Origin of the sequence: Prevotella sp. tf2-5 (genome assembly GCF_900115435.1) — a bacterium.
Classification (GTDB): Bacteria; Bacteroidota; Bacteroidia; order Bacteroidales; family Bacteroidaceae; genus Prevotella.
The window spans coordinates 78083-93700 of the sequence record NZ_FOWK01000011.1 but is presented as its reverse complement, the minus strand read 5'-3'; the positions used below and the strand labels follow the sequence as shown (position 1 = coordinate 93700).

Below are 15618 nucleotides of genomic sequence, written 5' to 3'. Positions count from 1 at the left end.
GTATGAAGAAACTTGAATCATCTTTGACAAATATGGCGTTGGTACTCACAGGAGTAGCCGTCATCATGGGTGGTATTCTTGCCTTCGTCAACCACTTGACGGAAGGTCCTATCAATGAGCAGAAGAACAAGGCTCTTGCTGACGGTATTAAAACGGTCATGGTTTGCGACAACCTTGTTGTAGCAAAGACAGACACCGTTAAGCAGAATGATGCCAAAAGCAAGGAACTTACCTATATCATCTATCAGATTCAGGATGCCCAGAAGAAAGACCTTGGTGCCGCTGTTGAGAGTACCACTGGTGGGTTCGGTGGTGATCTGAAAGTACTGGTAGGTTTTGACCCAGAGGGAAAGATTCTCGGTTATACGCTACTGGAACATGCGGAGACGCCAGGACTTGGTGCCAAGGCGGACAAATGGTTCCAGAAAGGGGAGAAGGGTGACATCATCGGTAAGGATCCGAAAGAACCTCTTACCGTATCTAAAGACGGCGGACAGGTGGATGCCATTACGGCCTCTACTATCACCAGTCGTGCATTCCTCTTGGCAATAAACAATGCTTATAACGCTTATAAGGCAACACCTGCTGACGCAGCCACTGGTGCCACGGAATTAAATGATAAGGAGGACTGAGCTATGAGTTATATTGATATTATTAAAAATGGTATTATCAAAGAGAACCCGACGTTTGTCTTGATGTTGGGTATGTGTCCTACACTTGCCACCACCACCTCAGCAATGAATGGTATGTCTATGGGACTTGCCACTATGGCAGTACTGATATGTACCAATTTCGTGATTTCTTGTATGAAGAGCATCACCCCTGACAAGGTGCGCATTCCTGTATTCATTGTAGTGATTGCAGCCTTCGTGACTATCCTTCAACTTGTCATCAAGGCTTTCCTTCCTGATATTGATGCATCTCTTGGCTTGTTTATCCCACTGATTGTGGTCAACTGTGTGATTCTGGGACGTGCGGAGGCTTTTGCAGCAAAGAACTCTCCAGTCGCTTCTCTTTTCGATGGTATCGGCATCGGACTTGGCTTCACCATTGGTCTGACATTGTTGGGTATTTGTCGTGAGGTTTTAGGTAATGGCAGTATTTTCGGTTTCACACTGTTGCCTGAGACATATAATATTCTGCTTTTTGTGTTGCCTCCAGGTGCTTTCATCACCCTTGGCTTCCTGATTGCCATCGTGAATAAATTGAAGAATTAAAGAATTGAAGTTATGGAATACATACTGATATTTATTTCCGCTATCTTTGTGAACAACATCGTGTTGTCACAATTTTTGGGCATCTGTCCGTTCCTGGGTGTCTCTAAGAAAGTGGACACATCTTTGGGTATGTCTGCGGCAGTAGCCTTTGTCTTGACACTTGCCACCATCGTAACATGGCTGGTACAGAAATATGTGCTTGATGCTTTCGGGTTGCAGTATCTGCAGACAATCGCCTTCATTCTTGTCATCGCATCCTTGGTGCAGATGGTGGAGATAGTGCTGAAGAAAGTGTCACCTGCACTTTATCAAGCACTGGGAATCTTCCTGCCCCTGATTACGACCAACTGTGCCGTACTAGGTGTTGCTATCCTCGTCATCCAAAAAGACTTCGACTTGTTGCAGTCTGTTGTCTATGCCTTCTCTACGGCAATAGGTTTCGGACTCGCCCTGACCGTCTTTGCTGGTATGCGTGAGCAACTTGAACTGGTGAACATTCCAAAAGGGATGCGTGGGATGGCTATCGTCATGCTCTCTGCGGGGCTGCTTAGTCTTGCCTTCATGGGCTTCTCTGGTGTAGACGGTGGACTCCGTACTTTATTCGGACTCGACTAGTATTTTCACTGATAACGAATAGGGAAAAGCCTCTTAGAACAGAGACAGGCTTTTCCCTATTTTTATGATAGACACTCTGTGTAGATGAATATTCAAGTAACCTATAGAAGAACCACCCGTCTGTCGATGCGTATCGTAAAAAACGGTGATGTTCATGTATCAGCACCAGTAGGGCTGTCACGGAAGAAAGTCGGGGAGTTTATTGAGGAACACCGTGACTGGATCCTTCAAGCTAGTAAGAGGATGGTTGCCAGACAGGAACAGCGGACAAAATTCTTTAATCAACTACCAATGGAAACTCGTATTCAACGAGAGGAGGCGATAAGACGATTGAAAGTTTTAGTAGAACCAATGATCGAACAGCACGCCAAGGAAATGGGTGTCTGTCCCAATGCCATTTCATACAAACCGACTATCTCTCGTTGGGGACAATGTAACATTAAAAATCGAAATATTAATATTTCAATTTATGTTTTGCTTTTACCAGAGTGGTGTGTGGAACATGTGGTAGTTCATGAGCTATGTCATCTGTTGGAACCAAGTCACAATTCTCGTTTCTATACCCTGATGGACAAGTATTTCCCCCGATGGCGCGAGGCACGCAAGGAAACACGCAGGATATGTAGGTTGAAAGATGGTATTAAATGAAAAGCGACAAACCTTGTGAGTTTGTCGCTTTTCTTTCTTTTTGTACGCCTGCAGGGGGTCGAACCCTGGACACCCTGATTAAGAGTCAGGTGCTCTACCAACTGAGCTACAAGCGCGTCCTTTTGTTTTGCGGTTGCAAAGGTACAAACTATTTTTCATTCCCGCAAACTTTTCCGTGACTTTTTTCAAAAAAAGAAAGAAAAAGGCTCTGAATCATACGACCAGAGCCTTTTTTATGGAAGGAAAATGATGTTTTACATGAAAGCGATGGTCAATCCTGCCATCACGATGCTGACCATTGACATCAGTTTAATCAGAATATTCAAGGAAGGTCCACTAGTATCCTTGAAGGGATCACCTACTGTATCACCGACGATACAAGCCTTATGAGCAAAGGAACCTTTACCACCGAAAGCACCCTCCTCAATGTTTTTCTTCGCATTGTCCCATGCTCCACCTGCATTCGCCATGAAGACTGCTAAGGTAAAGCCGCCTGCAAGTCCTCCGACGAGTAGACCAAGAACACCGGCTACACCAAGGATGATACCTACAAGGATTGGAATAATAATAGCAAGTACAGACGGGATAATCATTTCGTGTTGTGCGGCACGAGTGGAAATCTCCACACAACGTCCATAATCAGGAGTTCCTGTTCCTTCTAGAATACCTGCTATCTCCTTAAACTGACGGCGAACCTCCTGTACCATTTTCTCTGCCGCACGACCTACAGCCTCCATCGTCATGCCGCAGAACAGGAAAGCTGACATCGCACCGATGAAGGCACCTACAATCACTCTAGGGTTCATGAGGTTAATCTGGAAGTAATTCATGAAATCAGGAATAGTGGCGTCAGCGGCAGAGATGGTCTGACCTGCAACATTTGTCAGGGTCTCACCAGCACGCTCCATCGCGATTTTTATCTCTTCAATGTATGAAGCGAGTAGGGCGAGGGCGGTAAGGGCAGCAGAACCGATGGCAAAGCCCTTACCTGTAGCAGCTGTCGTGTTGCCCAATGCATCAAGGGCATCGGTACGTTGACGCACTTCTTCTCCCAGTTGACACATCTCAGCATTGCCACCTGCATTGTCGGCAATAGGACCATACGCGTCTGTAGCGAGAGTGATACCCAATGTGGAGAGCATTCCCACAGCTGCAATACCGATACCATAGAGACCATGCGACAGACTGGCTGACGACATCGAGAGGTCGAAGCCATTAGCACAGAGATAACTCATCATGATAGCTACACCAATAGTAATAACGGGAATACAAGTAGAAATCATACCTGTACCAATACCTTTTATAATAACAGTGGCAGCACCAGTCTGTCCTGCTTCAGAAATTTTCTGGGTTGGCTTGTAACTATGGGAGGTGTAGTATTCCGTTGCCTGACCGATAATCACACCAGCAGCCAGTCCTGAGATAACCGAGAAAGAAAGACCCAGCCAGTTCTCAATACCTAACAGGTAGAGAATGGCAAAGGTTGCGAGAGCTATTAAGAATGCGCTCACGTTGGTTCCCAGTGAAAGAGAGCGCAACAGATCTTTCATCGTGGCACCTTCCTTTGTTCTTACCAAGAATATACCTAAAAGTGAGAGGAACACACCTACAGCTGCTATCAGCATCGGTGCGATAACAGCTTTCAACTGTATCTCGAGACCAGCCACGCCAAAGGCCGCAGCACCAAGGGCTGCTGTTGAGAGAACACTACCACAATAACTTTCATAAAGGTCGGCACCCATTCCTGCGACGTCCCCTACATTATCACCTACATTGTCAGCGATGGTTGCTGGATTGCGAGGGTCATCCTCTGGGATGTCCGCCTCTACCTTTCCTACAATATCTGCACCGACGTCAGCAGCCTTAGTGTAGATACCACCTCCCACACGAGCAAATAAAGCCTGTGTAGATGCACCCATACCGAAGGTCAACATCGTCGTTGTGATAGAAATCAGACTATCGTCTGTCAGTCCGTTCAATGCCACAAACCAACATGCTATATCCAACAATCCAAGACCTACGACAGTAAGCCCCATGACGGCACCAGACCGGAATGCCACTTTCAAGCCACCATCCAGACTCTTACGGGCAGCATTGGCTGTACGTGCTGAGGCATAGGTGGCTGTTTTCATTCCAAAGAAACCAGCTAAACCAGAAAAGAGACCACCAGTCAGGAAAGCAAACGGTACCCATGGATTTTGTACATGGAGTACATATGCCATGAAGGAGAATAGGGCACAAAGGACGACAAATACGATGCCGACGACTTTGTACTGCTGCTTCAGGTATGCCATAGCACCTTTACGCACATAGAGTGCAATCTCTCTCATACGAGGTGTTCCCTCGTCGGACTTCATCATACTCTTGAAGAAGTACCAAGCCATCCCCAATGCCACCAATGAGGCTATGGGGACTAGCCAAAAAACACATGGAATATTCATATAAATAATGTAATAAGGTTTAAGTTATTGTGTCCAATGAGAAGAAACTATTCGTCAACAGAGAATTCTGAAAGTTCACCAGCTTCCTCATCAGGATCGCCCTCTATTTCAAAAGTCGTGCGATAATTGTCCTCGTTCATCTCATCCTCATTGAACTCGTCTATCTCTTCTTCCTCGTCATGGCTGCTATAGTTGTCCTCTTCATCTATTTCTACATCCTCGTCAATCGTATCAAACTTCATACGGGGCTTGATGACTTCGGGTTTTAACTTGGCAAAAATAGCCTCTACCCATGTTCCTTTGGCAACTTCCAATACTTCGTAGCCGTCAGCAATCTTTTTCTCATACATACCACCTTTCTTGTGAAGACGGTCTTTGGGAAGAGTCGTGGTAGAGATGTCAAAGCCACTTTCTATTATATCCTGAATAGACTGAGACAGAGAATCCCATCCACCTCCAAAGTTACGGTCTAAGACTTCCACTAATTTAGAGGCGGAAATATGACGGATGTTCTCGTATGTCAAGTCTGTGACTCTCATGATAGGACGCTTACGGATAGCCCACAACACTTTCGTACTTTCGTCCAGCGTGACAAAACCTACCTTATAGCCTTGTTTCTCATATGACTTCCGGATAGCGGGGGTGTCTTCTTTCAGCTCTTCAATGGTAAACGCAGAACGTATGATATCCACATAATGACGGAGATTATCCTTCACTTCAGCATCTTTACTTCCACTGTTTAGCATCCTAAAAATATCATTCTCTTGTATATCCCAAACGCCACTTTTTGTTAAATTCTTAAGACTAGACGTTTGCTTCGCTGTTGACTCTTTCATATTACTATATACTTATTTAATGATTATGGGTGCAAAGTTAATGCAAAAAGTATCGAAATACAAGTATTTCCTTTATATTTTTTTGTTAATTTCCTAAAAAAACACTACCTTTGAACCCAGAAATGGCAGAGCCGTTAGCTGAAAGACTTAGACCAAGAACCCTCGACGACTATATTGGTCAAAATCATTTGGTAGGAGAGGGAGCTGTTTTGCGTAAGATGATTGACGCAGGACATATTTCTTCTTTTATCTTATGGGGACCTCCTGGAGTTGGAAAGACAACGCTCGCACAGATCATAGCTCACCGGTTGAATACTCCTTTTTATACGCTGTCAGCTGTAACCAGTGGCGTGAAGGATGTCAGGGATGTGATAGAGAAAGCACAGAAAGGAAAGTTCTTTAACGAGGCTTCACCTATTTTATTTATTGATGAGATACATCGTTTCTCCAAATCACAACAGGACTCTCTACTAGGTGCCGTTGAGAAAGGTATTGTTACCTTGATTGGTGCCACCACGGAGAATCCGTCTTTTGAGGTCATTCGTCCGTTATTATCCAGATGTCAGTTGTATGTGCTGAAACCCCTTGAGAAGGCAGACTTGTTGAAATTGTTGAATAGGGCTATTACAGAGGATGTGTTTCTCAAAGAACGTAAGATAGAACTAAAAGAGACAGACGCAATACTGCGGTATAGTGGGGGAGACGCCCGTAAGTTACTTAATATCCTTGAATTAGTCATTGAATCGACTAATTCTGATGAGGAAATTATCATTACGGACCAACTCGTTGCCGAAAGACTACAACAGAATCCATTGGCTTACGATAAAAATGGTGAGATGCATTATGACATCATCTCTGCCTTTATCAAGAGCATCCGTGGTTCTGACCCTGATGCGGCACTATACTGGCTTGCCAGGATGATAGAGGGTGGGGAAGCCCCAGAGTTTATTGCCCGCAGACTCATTATCTCCGCTGCAGAGGATATAGGACTGGCTAATCCAAACGCTTTGTTGCTTGCCAATGCCGCTTTCGATGCCGTCATGAAGATAGGATGGCCTGAAGGAAGAATCCCACTAGCGGAGGCCACTGTCTATCTTGCCACATCGCCAAAGAGTAATTCTGCTTATCTAGGTATTGACGCAGCATTGGATCTGGTTAGACGTACGGGAAATCAGCCGGTACCGCTTCCTATTCGTAATGCACCAACCCAATTGATGAAAGACTTAGGCTATCATGACGGCTATCTGTATCCGCATGATTATCCTGGACATTTCATCTCTCAACAGTATATGCCGGATACCCTTGTAAAAGAACGGTTATGGCATGCTCAGCATTCTCCATTAGAACAAAAATTATATGATCGAATGGTCAATTACTGGGGGGAGCGTTTTAAGGATGAGAAATGATGTCAGACTATGTTATGATAAATAGACATTAATAAGGTATGGAATATAACGAAATCGTCACCCAGGTGATAGAGTTCTTAGGTACTTTTGCTTTTGCTATCTCAGGTATCCGACATGCAGCAGCCAAACACTTTGACTGGTTTGGGGGATATGTATGCGGAATTGCAGTAGCTATCGGCGGTGGTACTATTCGTGACGTCATGCTTGGTACTACACCTTTCTGGATGACTAATCCTATCTATATGATTTGTACTGCTTTTGCGCTGATTTTTGTTATTATTTTCTCAAAACATATGGAAGGACTTAGAAATACATGGTTTTTCTTTGATACTTTAGGTCTGGCGCTTTTCACAATTGCTGGTATTCAAAAATCGCTGTTATTTGGGCATCCGTATTGGGTAGGTATAATTATGGGATGTATCACTGGTTCTGCTGGTGGAGTTATCCGTGATGTGTTACTTAATAATGAACCAGTCATTTTCCATAAGGAGATTTACGCGATGGCAGCAATTCTTGGCGGAATCACTTACTGGATTCTGGATATTCTGCATTTACCCATAGAAATTACAGTTATTTCCTCTTTCTGTGTCACTTGCTTGATTCGTTTTTTGGCTGTAAAATATCATTTGTCTTTACCGACATTAAAAAACGAGTAGTGGGATTCTGCTGAAGCTATTTATCATAATACCTATTATATTTAAAAATATCAGTTGTGAGTATTAAAGGTTACTCTCAACTATATTAAGCATTTTGAAGGTTGCCTTGATAGCAGCTTCTGTCTGGTCAGCATCCAAGCCGCGAGTACGGAGAAGTCCGTCATTATAATGCCACGTGATAACAGTCTGAACCAATGCGTCAGTACGACCGCCTGGTGGTATGGATACTTGATAATTGGCAAGAATTGGGAAAGTACGATTCAGGTATTTTTTGTAAATGTATCGCAACGCTTTTACAAACGCATCATACTGACCGTCTCCAACCGCACTGCCATCATATTGCTGGCCATTGATCTCAACTTTAATATTTGCTCCAGGTTTTAAACCGTAAGCTGTTGATACAACATAACTTATCAATTTAACTTTATCTTCTGGCGCGTCATGTTTTAAGACATCACTAACAATATATGGAAGATCTTCTTGGGTCACAATTTCCTTTTTGTCACCAAGTTCCGTGATACGTTGTGTGACACGCTTGGTCTGTTCTGGTGTAAGCTCCAGACCCAATTCCTCCAGGTTTTTGGCGATATTCGCCTTGCCACTATTCTTTCCCAGAGCATACTCCCGTTTTCGTCCGAAACGCTCAGGAATCAGTTCATTATAATAGAGCTTGTCTTTTGTGTCCCCATCAGCATGAACTCCAGCCACTTGAGTGAATACATTTTCTCCGACAATAGGTTGGTTTGGAGCCACAGCGATACCACTATATCCCTCCACTAAACGGCTAATCCCATTTAACTGATCCTCCACGATTCCAGTCTTGGCATGGAACTGGTCTTTCAGAATTGCCTGCACACTCGCCATCGGTGCATTACCACAGCGCTCACCCAGTCCATTGACAGTTACATGCAGGCCTTTAGCACCACTTAGTACAGCGGCGAGTGAATTAGAGACAGCGAGGTCATAGTCATTATGCGCATGAAAGTCGAAATGAATATCCGGATAACGTTTAATCATTTTACGGAAATATTCGATGACCTGCAAGGGATTCATTACACCCAGTGTGTCAGGAAGCATGAAACGTTTGATCGTGGAGACAGATGACAATTCGTCCATCAGTTGGTAGACATATTCCGGGGAGTCCTTCATACCATTGCTCCAGTCTTCCAGATAGAGGTTTACAGAAAGACCTTTTGATGTGGCATATTCCACCGTCTCCTTGATATCTGCGATATGATTTTCTGGAGTCTTTTGCAGTTGATGGGTACAATGCTTCAACGAGCCTTTGGCAAGCAAGTTAATAACCTTTCCACCACAATCAGTTATCCAATCGACAGACAGGTGACCGTCGACAAATCCAAGAACCTCTACCCTATCCAGTTTTCCAATCTGGTCAGCATAACGACAAATCATCCTCACCGCCTCCTTCTCACCCTCAGAGACACGAGCTGAAGCCACTTCAATACGGTCGACATTGACATCATGAAGTAGCATACGTGCAACCATCAGTTTCTCATGAGGAAGAAACGACACGCCATTGGTTTGTTCACCATCACGGAGTGTCGAATCCATAATCTCTACGTAAGGAAGGGTGCGTTGAGAACTATTTATGCGTTCTGCTGTTCCCATTGTTCGATTTTATCCTTGTTCTGAATGAGGAAATCGATATCGTCCAATCCATTGATCAGACAATGTTTCTTATAACCGTTAATCTCAAATTTCTCCTGCTTACCTGTCATCTTATTAGTAACAATCTGGTTAGGCAGATCCACTTCCACCTCCATCTTAGGATTTTGTTTGATACTCTCGAAGAGTTCAGCGAGGAACTGTTCACTAACCACAACAGGTAGCACGAAATTATTTAATTCATTATTCTTGTGGATGTCAGCGAAGAAAGAACTGATAACCACCCGGAAGCCATACCCTGCAATCGCCCAAGCAGCATGTTCACGACTAGAACCAGAGCCGAAGTTCTTACCTGCGACAAGGATACAACCGCCATAGGTGGGGTCGTTCAGTACGAAGTCCTTATTGATGGTACCATCGGCATTATAACGCCAGTCACGGAAGAGGTTGTCACCAAAGAAACGCTCCTCACGGGTGGTCGCTTTCAGAAAACGAGCCGGAATAATCTGGTCGGTGTCCACATTCTCCAAAGGAAGGGGCACACAAGTGGATGTTATAACGTTGAATTTCTGTTTCATAATAATGTTCTTGGATCAGTGATTACTCCAGTGACCGCAGCAGCGGCTGCAACGAGAGGTGAGCAAAGGATGGTGCGTGCACCAGGTCCCTGACGACCCTCAAAATTACGATTAGAAGTAGAGACCGCATATTTACCTGCAGGAACCTTGTCATCGTTCATTGCGAGACAGGCGGAACAACCTGGCTGACGAATCTCAAAACCGGCAGCCTCCAAGACCTTGTCGAGTCCCTCCTCACGAATCTGACGATCGACAGCCCATGAGCCAGGTACCAACCATGCGATAACATGATCGGCTTTCTGACGCCCCTTGGCAATGGTGGCGAAAGCGCGGAAGTCCTCAATACGTCCATTGGTACAGGCTCCGAGAAATACATAGTCAATTTTCTTGCCCAACAGTTTCTCACCAGCCTTAAAGCCCATATAGTCAAGTGCTTTCTGGAACCCTGCCCCACCCTCAACAGGTATTGTCTCCGTCACACCAATACCCATACCAGGATTGGTACCGTATGTGATGCGAGGTTCTATATCTTTGGCGTCAAACGTCAGTTCCTTATCAAAGACTGCATCATCACCGCTCTTCAGAGTTTTCCAATACGCAATGGCTTTATCCCATGCCTCACCTTTGGGAGCGAACTCCTTGTTTTTCAAATAGGCAAAAGTCGTCTCATCAGGAGCGACGAAACCACCACGGGCACCCATCTCGATAGACAGGTTACATAAGGTGAGACGTCCTTCCATCGACAAATTCTTCACCACGTCACCACTATACTCCACGAAATATCCTGTAGCACCAGAGGTGGTGAGTTGACTCATCAAGTAGAGGGCGACATCCTTTGCCGTCACACCTTTTCCCAAAGTTCCGTTGATACAAATACGCATCGACTTCGGCTTCTGTTGAAGAATACACTGTGAAGCCATCACCATCTCCACCTCGCTAGTCCCGATACCGAAAGCGACAGCACCCATGGCACCATGTGTGGAGGTATGGGAGTCACCACAGACGATGGTCATACCTGGCAGCGATAACCCTTTCTCTGGTCCTACCACATGAATGATGCCATTCGACTTGTCCATCATACCATAATGGGTCAGTCCGAAATCCTTGGCATTCTGAGCCAGTGTGCTTACCTGTTTTGCTGATATAGGATCCTCAATGGGTTTGTCCTGATCATGTGTCGGTGTGTTATGATCCGGCATACAATATATATGGTCTGGACGGAAACATTTCAGTCCACGAGCCCTCATTCCGTCAAAAGCCTGTGGTGATGTCACCTCATGGCAATAAAGACGGTCTATATATAACTGAGTAGGACCATCCTCCACTTTCTGGACGACATGCTTGTCCCATATCTTATCAAACAATGTGTTCATTATTTCTTAAACTTATTGATACAGTCAATATATGCCTCGACAGAAGCAGTCACGATATCTGTATTGGCACCAAAACCATAGTAAATGCTGCCGTCATACTCCACCTGCATGTGAACCTTACCCACATCATCAGAGCCTTTGGAGATAGCTTGGATCGTAAACTCTTTCAATGTCATCTGCTTCATGATGATTTTCTTGAGTGCCTTGATGGCAGCGTCAACAGGACCGTTACCAGACGCGGCAGCCTCGAATTTCTGTCCACTGATATCCAAACCGATAGAGGCAACACTCTTCACTCCCTTACCTGTAGTAACCTGCAAGAAGTCGAGTTTTACAGCATGTGCTTCTGCGGTATCCGCACCAGCAAGCATCAGAACGTCAGCGTCATTGACCTCCTTCTTCTGGTCGGCAAGCTGAAGGAATTTTTCGTACACTTTGTCAAGTTTCTCCTCTGACAGCTCCACACCATTCACATTCAGACGATATTTCAGGGCGGCACGACCAGAACGGGCGGTCAGTACGATGCTGTTATCATCGATACCTACATCCTTCGGGTTGATGATCTCATAGGTCTGTACATTCTTCAAAACACCATCCTGATGGATACCAGAAGAGTGAGCGAAAGCGTTACGTCCCACAATAGCCTTGTTGGGTTGTACAGGCATATTCATCAGACTAGACACCATACGGCTCGTGGGATATATCTTCGTCGTATTGATATTCGTATCAATTCCCAAGCCCTTATGACACTTGAGAATCATAGCGATCTCCTCCAGAGAGGTATTACCTGCACGCTCACCAATACCATTGATGGTCACCTCCACCTGACGGGCACCTCCCATCACACCATTGAAGGTGTTGGCTGTCGCCATTCCTAAATCATTATGACAGTGAGTGGAGATAATGGCGTTGTCAATACCATCCACATGATCCTTCAGGTACTTGATCTTCTCGAAATACTCCTGAGGAAGACAGTAACCAGTAGTGTCAGGGATGTTCACAACTGTGGCACCAGCTTTGATGACAGCCTCGACGACACGGGCAAGATACTCGTTCTCCGTACGACCGGCATCCTCACAATAGAACTCCACATCCTCCACATATTTCTTGGCATATTTCGTAGCAGCCACGGCACGCTCGATAATCTCCTCACGGTTGGAGTTGAATTTATATTTAATATGAGAGTCACTGGTACCAATACCTGTGTGAATACGCTTGTGCTTGGCATACTGCAAAGCCTCGGCAGCAACATCTATATCCTTCTGTACCGCACGTGTCAGGGCACAGATCGTAGGCCATGTAACTGCCTTGGAGATCTCTATTACGGAATTGAAGTCACCAGGACTACTAATGGGGAAACCAGCCTCAATCACATCAACACCCAACTGCTCGAGTGCCTTAGCTACCTGAATCTTTTCCACTGTGTTCAACTGACATCCGGGCACTTGCTCGCCGTCACGGAGTGTCGTGTCGAAGATAAACAATCTGTCACTCATATCTCTTTTAGACTAATAAAATAATTCTTTTCCTAATAAAATTGGTTGCAAAATTACACTATTTTCGCTCAACCACCAAATAAATCGTTACTTTATTTGGATAAAATGAAATAATTTCATACTTTTGCAGTCAAATTTTAAACGAATATTCTTTATATACTATGAATAAAAAAGTAACTATTTTACTATTAAGCCTCACACTTGGCTGTTCGTCAATCAGCGCTCAAGATGCGCAGAAGAGTGAATTACAGAAAAGCGCAGAAACTGCCCAGACCATTCCCGCTGCCCGTCATAACTATATCCGGGCCTATGAGGATTATGTGGGAAAAGGACAAATGCAGCTGGCTGTAGAATGTGGTGCCAAGGCTGCCTCACTATATTCCAAAGATGGACTGCACAAAGAAGCATTTGAGCTTTTGCGTAACATAGACCAGACCATCAACAATAAGGCGAATGGTGCCAATGCCTCCGCATTACATTACCTTGTCACCAAGGAGCGTTTGCAGATGTATATGAAGTTCAGGAAGCCTGACAGCGCCAAGGAACAGTTAAATGTGATGGAGAATCAAGCCAATGCCTCGAACGATGAGAAAGTAAAAAACGACCTGCTCTACCAGAAGGCTATTTATTTTTATTCTTTCGGACTTAACGCCCAGGGTGATGCTGTCTTCAAGGAAATGGCAAACAAGCTGACGGCATCCAAGGAATATGACAAAGTAGATGAGGTCTATAAGACACTGATTGCCAATGGTCGTAAGAGTAACAATGCAGGAATGGTGGCACAGTCTTATAGCAATTATCTTGCTTGGAAAGACTCCACCAACGCCTTGAAACATGCGGATGAGATAGCTGGTCTGAAAAAACAGATTGCAGATAATGAGGCTTCGATCGCTGAGAAAGACAGTTCCCTGACAACCCGTTGGGTGATCATTGTCGGTCTTATGATTCTTGCCGGGGCATTGGCTGCGGCATTAGTCGTTGGAGCTGTCATCTTATTACGTTTTATCCTCCAGACTCGTAAACAAAAGAAGATTATTAATTTGGAGAAAGATAACAACGCGTTAAAAGCAAAGTTTATAAGTAATATCTCAGCCCAGCTGGATCCCACCTTGCAAAAACTTGACAGCAGTAAGCCTGAGGTGAAGGCATTGATGGATTTCTCACAGCATATCCAGACACTCTCTGAGTTGGAGAACTCCTCAGATGAAATAGCATTGGAAGAGACACAGATTCCTTCTTTCTGTGAGGGTTTGATGGATCAGATCCGTGATAAGGTAAAACGTGAGGTGACTCTGAAGGTTAACGCACCAAAGATGACTGTTGATATGAATAAGGAATATGTTTCCCATATTCTTCTCCACTTATTGACCAATGCCGCAGAATACACCCCGGAGGGTGGTACTATCTGGCTGGAGTATAAGAAACGTAGTGCGCATACCCATCAGTTCCTCGTATCAGACACCGGTTGTGGTATCTCAGAAGAGAAGCGGGAGAATATATTCAAGCCTTTCCTGGAAATCAGGGACTTGACAAAGGGTGACGGTCTCGGACTGCCTATCTGTAAACAGATGGCGATGAAGATGAATGGAGACCTTGAGATCGACCCGGAGTTCACAAAAGGTACTCGTTTTGTACTTGAACTGCACTCATGATTTTCTACTTTTCTGGAACAGGAAACACCAAATGGGCGGCAGAGCAGTTAGCTTTGTCGACAGGTGATGTGTTAAAGTATATTCCTGACGAGCTGAATAAAACGGGAAACGAGGGAGCTGGTCTTGTGTACCAGCTTCAACAAGGTGAGCGACTGGGATTCTGCTTTCCCACGCATGGTTGGCAACCCCCTCGCATCGTCCGTGAGTTTATCCGAAGAGCAACCTTTCTTTCACCATCCTCTCCCCTGCCCTATATCTATGCGTTGACCACCTGTGGTGATAATATGGGACACGCCATGCGCATCTTTAACAAAGAGCTGGGAAAGAAAGGACTCCATACAGATGCCGCCTTTGCGATAGTAATGCCAGAGTCGAATGTCTGTTTCTCGTTCTTGCATCTTGACACCCCCGAACGGGTTCATCAGAAGATAGAAAGTGCCAAAGGACGCTTGCGGCACATCTGTGAGGTGGTCGGCAATCGGCAATGTGGTGTGGAGGAACTCGTCAAGGGAGCCATCCCCTACACTTACACCTATGTCATTGGTGGCTATTATAACAAGCATCTCATCACTGACCAGCATTTCTGGGTGGATGAGGAAGCTTGCATCAAATGTGGACTATGTGCTAAGCTTTGTCCTGTAGATGACATAGAAGGTACCCCACCCCAATGGAAGCACGATGGTTCTTGCACGAATTGTCTTGCCTGCTATCACCATTGTCCTCGACACGCCATCCATTGGGGTAAGATGAAACGGGGACAGTATGTGTTTTCTGAATGATTCGGAACAGCGTGATAGGCGAATTGCACTATCAGCCCGCAGCCCATTGGAATCTCTTTGTGAAGGGTGCCGTAGAAAAAGCATCGCTGAGGAAAGTCGAGGCTTTCCGCAATTATCGTACAAGTTATACCTATCAGGCTGCTGTACAATGGTTTCCGGATCTCACGCAGGATGCCAGACTGTCGCTGGCCTACGTAGGCAAGAGCGTGAAGTATAAGGATGGTTGTGGATTGGAAGACTATAACAACAATCGGATAGAGTTAAGTTTGATTTATCGTATTAAAGTATATTAGTA

Annotated in this window: 15 protein-coding genes and 1 tRNA gene; 9 read left to right on the top strand and 7 right to left on the bottom strand. The window is 45.0% G+C overall.

Annotated elements, in window-relative coordinates:
• Positions 1 to 2: 2 nt before the first annotated feature.
• The 4 genes from BM257_RS11730 (at position 3) to BM257_RS11715 (ending at position 2480) form a co-directional block, all read left to right on the top strand.
• Positions 3 to 632, top strand: a complete 630-nt coding sequence (locus BM257_RS11730; protein ID WP_092072823.1) for an RnfABCDGE type electron transport complex subunit G — start codon at positions 3 to 5, stop codon at positions 630 to 632.
• Between the two features lie 3 nt (positions 633 to 635).
• Complete coding sequence (gene rsxE, locus BM257_RS11725) at positions 636 to 1217, top strand: electron transport complex subunit RsxE (RefSeq protein WP_092072820.1); 582 nt, start codon at positions 636 to 638, stop codon at positions 1215 to 1217.
• 12 nt (positions 1218 to 1229) lie between these two features.
• Entirely contained in the window at positions 1230 to 1832 is a 603-nt protein-coding gene (rsxA, locus tag BM257_RS11720; protein ID WP_092072817.1) for an electron transport complex subunit RsxA, read from the top strand.
• Positions 1833 to 1916: 84 nt separating this feature from the next.
• Entirely contained in the window at positions 1917 to 2480 is a 564-nt protein-coding gene (locus BM257_RS11715; RefSeq protein ID WP_092072814.1) for a M48 family metallopeptidase, read from the top strand.
• Between the two features lie 43 nt (positions 2481 to 2523).
• On the opposite strand, the gene BM257_RS11710 is transcribed toward BM257_RS11715, so the two are convergent.
• From BM257_RS11710 to BM257_RS11700, 3 genes are all read right to left on the bottom strand, one after another.
• Positions 2524 to 2596: transfer RNA gene (locus BM257_RS11710), tRNA-Lys, on the bottom strand.
• A 138-nt stretch (positions 2597 to 2734) separates the two neighbouring features.
• The gene (locus BM257_RS11705) at positions 2735 to 4921 is read right to left on the bottom strand and encodes a sodium-translocating pyrophosphatase (protein ID WP_092072811.1); all 2187 of its coding nucleotides are present in this window, start codon (positions 4919 to 4921) and stop codon (positions 2735 to 2737) included.
• A 47-nt stretch (positions 4922 to 4968) separates the two neighbouring features.
• On the bottom strand, positions 4969 to 5757 hold the full coding sequence (locus BM257_RS11700) for a hypothetical protein (protein ID WP_092072807.1): 789 nt from the start codon (positions 5755 to 5757) through the stop codon (positions 4969 to 4971).
• Between the two features lie 122 nt (positions 5758 to 5879).
• Here BM257_RS11700 and BM257_RS11695 point away from each other — a divergent pair, with 122 nt between their 5' ends.
• On the top strand, positions 5880 to 7163 hold the full coding sequence (locus tag BM257_RS11695) for a replication-associated recombination protein A (protein ID WP_092072804.1): 1284 nt from the start codon (positions 5880 to 5882) through the stop codon (positions 7161 to 7163).
• A 38-nt stretch (positions 7164 to 7201) separates the two neighbouring features.
• Entirely contained in the window at positions 7202 to 7819 is a 618-nt protein-coding gene (locus BM257_RS11690; protein ID WP_092072800.1) for a trimeric intracellular cation channel family protein, read from the top strand.
• Between the two features lie 63 nt (positions 7820 to 7882).
• On the opposite strand, the gene BM257_RS11685 is transcribed toward BM257_RS11690, so the two are convergent.
• From BM257_RS11685 to BM257_RS11670, 4 genes are read right to left on the bottom strand one after another with little or no spacing between them, the layout of a single operon-like run.
• Positions 7883 to 9448 carry an alpha-isopropylmalate synthase regulatory domain-containing protein gene (locus BM257_RS11685; protein ID WP_092072797.1) on the bottom strand — a complete coding sequence of 522 codons (1566 nt, stop codon included), beginning with the start codon at positions 9446 to 9448 and terminating at the stop codon, positions 7883 to 7885.
• A complete protein-coding gene (gene leuD / locus BM257_RS11680; RefSeq protein ID WP_092072794.1) occupies positions 9427 to 10023 on the bottom strand; it encodes a 3-isopropylmalate dehydratase small subunit in 597 nt (198 codons plus the stop codon). Before leuD ends, BM257_RS11685 begins: the two co-directional genes overlap by 22 nt.
• Positions 10020 to 11396, bottom strand: coding sequence for a 3-isopropylmalate dehydratase large subunit (gene leuC / locus BM257_RS11675; RefSeq protein ID WP_092072791.1), 1377 nt, complete (start codon positions 11394 to 11396; stop codon positions 10020 to 10022). The genes leuD and leuC overlap by 4 nt, the downstream gene beginning before the upstream one ends.
• Complete coding sequence (locus BM257_RS11670; RefSeq protein WP_092072788.1) at positions 11396 to 12892, bottom strand: 2-isopropylmalate synthase; 1497 nt, start codon at positions 12890 to 12892, stop codon at positions 11396 to 11398. Before BM257_RS11670 ends, leuC begins: the two co-directional genes overlap by 1 nt.
• A gap of 161 nt (positions 12893 to 13053) precedes the next feature.
• On the opposite strand from BM257_RS11670, the gene BM257_RS11665 reads away from it, so the two are divergent.
• The 3 genes from BM257_RS11665 to BM257_RS11655 are packed head-to-tail and all read left to right on the top strand — an operon-like array spanning position 13054 to position 15616.
• The gene (locus BM257_RS11665; RefSeq protein ID WP_092072785.1) at positions 13054 to 14544 is read left to right on the top strand and encodes a sensor histidine kinase; all 1491 of its coding nucleotides are present in this window, start codon (positions 13054 to 13056) and stop codon (positions 14542 to 14544) included.
• Positions 14541 to 15323, top strand: coding sequence for an EFR1 family ferrodoxin (locus tag BM257_RS11660; protein ID WP_092072783.1), 783 nt, complete (start codon positions 14541 to 14543; stop codon positions 15321 to 15323). The genes BM257_RS11665 and BM257_RS11660 overlap by 4 nt, the downstream gene beginning before the upstream one ends.
• Positions 15324 to 15334: 11 nt before the next feature.
• The gene (locus tag BM257_RS11655; protein WP_218154511.1) at positions 15335 to 15616 is read left to right on the top strand and encodes a porin; all 282 of its coding nucleotides are present in this window, start codon (positions 15335 to 15337) and stop codon (positions 15614 to 15616) included.
• Positions 15617 to 15618: the final 2 nt, after the last annotated feature.

Bases quoted from the DNA above. Each gene is read 5' to 3' on its own strand.
- BM257_RS11730 (WP_092072823.1), top strand. From the start codon at position 3: ATGAAGAAACTTGAATCATCTTTGACAAATATGGCGTTGGTACTCACA.
- rsxE (WP_092072820.1), top strand. From the start codon at position 636: ATGAGTTATATTGATATTATTAAAAATGGTATTATCAAAGAGAACCCG.
- rsxA (WP_092072817.1), top strand. From the start codon at position 1,230: ATGGAATACATACTGATATTTATTTCCGCTATCTTTGTGAACAACATC.
- BM257_RS11715 (WP_092072814.1), top strand. From the start codon at position 1,917: ATGAATATTCAAGTAACCTATAGAAGAACCACCCGTCTGTCGATGCGT.
- BM257_RS11705 (WP_092072811.1), bottom strand. From the start codon at position 4,921: ATGAATATTCCATGTGTTTTTTGGCTAGTCCCCATAGCCTCATTGGTG.
- BM257_RS11700 (WP_092072807.1), bottom strand. From the start codon at position 5,757: ATGAAAGAGTCAACAGCGAAGCAAACGTCTAGTCTTAAGAATTTAACA.
- BM257_RS11695 (WP_092072804.1), top strand. From the start codon at position 5,880: ATGGCAGAGCCGTTAGCTGAAAGACTTAGACCAAGAACCCTCGACGAC.
- BM257_RS11690 (WP_092072800.1), top strand. From the start codon at position 7,202: ATGGAATATAACGAAATCGTCACCCAGGTGATAGAGTTCTTAGGTACT.
- BM257_RS11685 (WP_092072797.1), bottom strand. From the start codon at position 9,448: ATGGGAACAGCAGAACGCATAAATAGTTCTCAACGCACCCTTCCTTAC.
- leuD (WP_092072794.1), bottom strand. From the start codon at position 10,023: ATGAAACAGAAATTCAACGTTATAACATCCACTTGTGTGCCCCTTCCT.
- leuC (WP_092072791.1), bottom strand. From the start codon at position 11,396: ATGAACACATTGTTTGATAAGATATGGGACAAGCATGTCGTCCAGAAA.
- BM257_RS11670 (WP_092072788.1), bottom strand. From the start codon at position 12,892: ATGAGTGACAGATTGTTTATCTTCGACACGACACTCCGTGACGGCGAG.
- BM257_RS11665 (WP_092072785.1), top strand. From the start codon at position 13,054: ATGAATAAAAAAGTAACTATTTTACTATTAAGCCTCACACTTGGCTGT.
- BM257_RS11660 (WP_092072783.1), top strand. From the start codon at position 14,541: ATGATTTTCTACTTTTCTGGAACAGGAAACACCAAATGGGCGGCAGAG.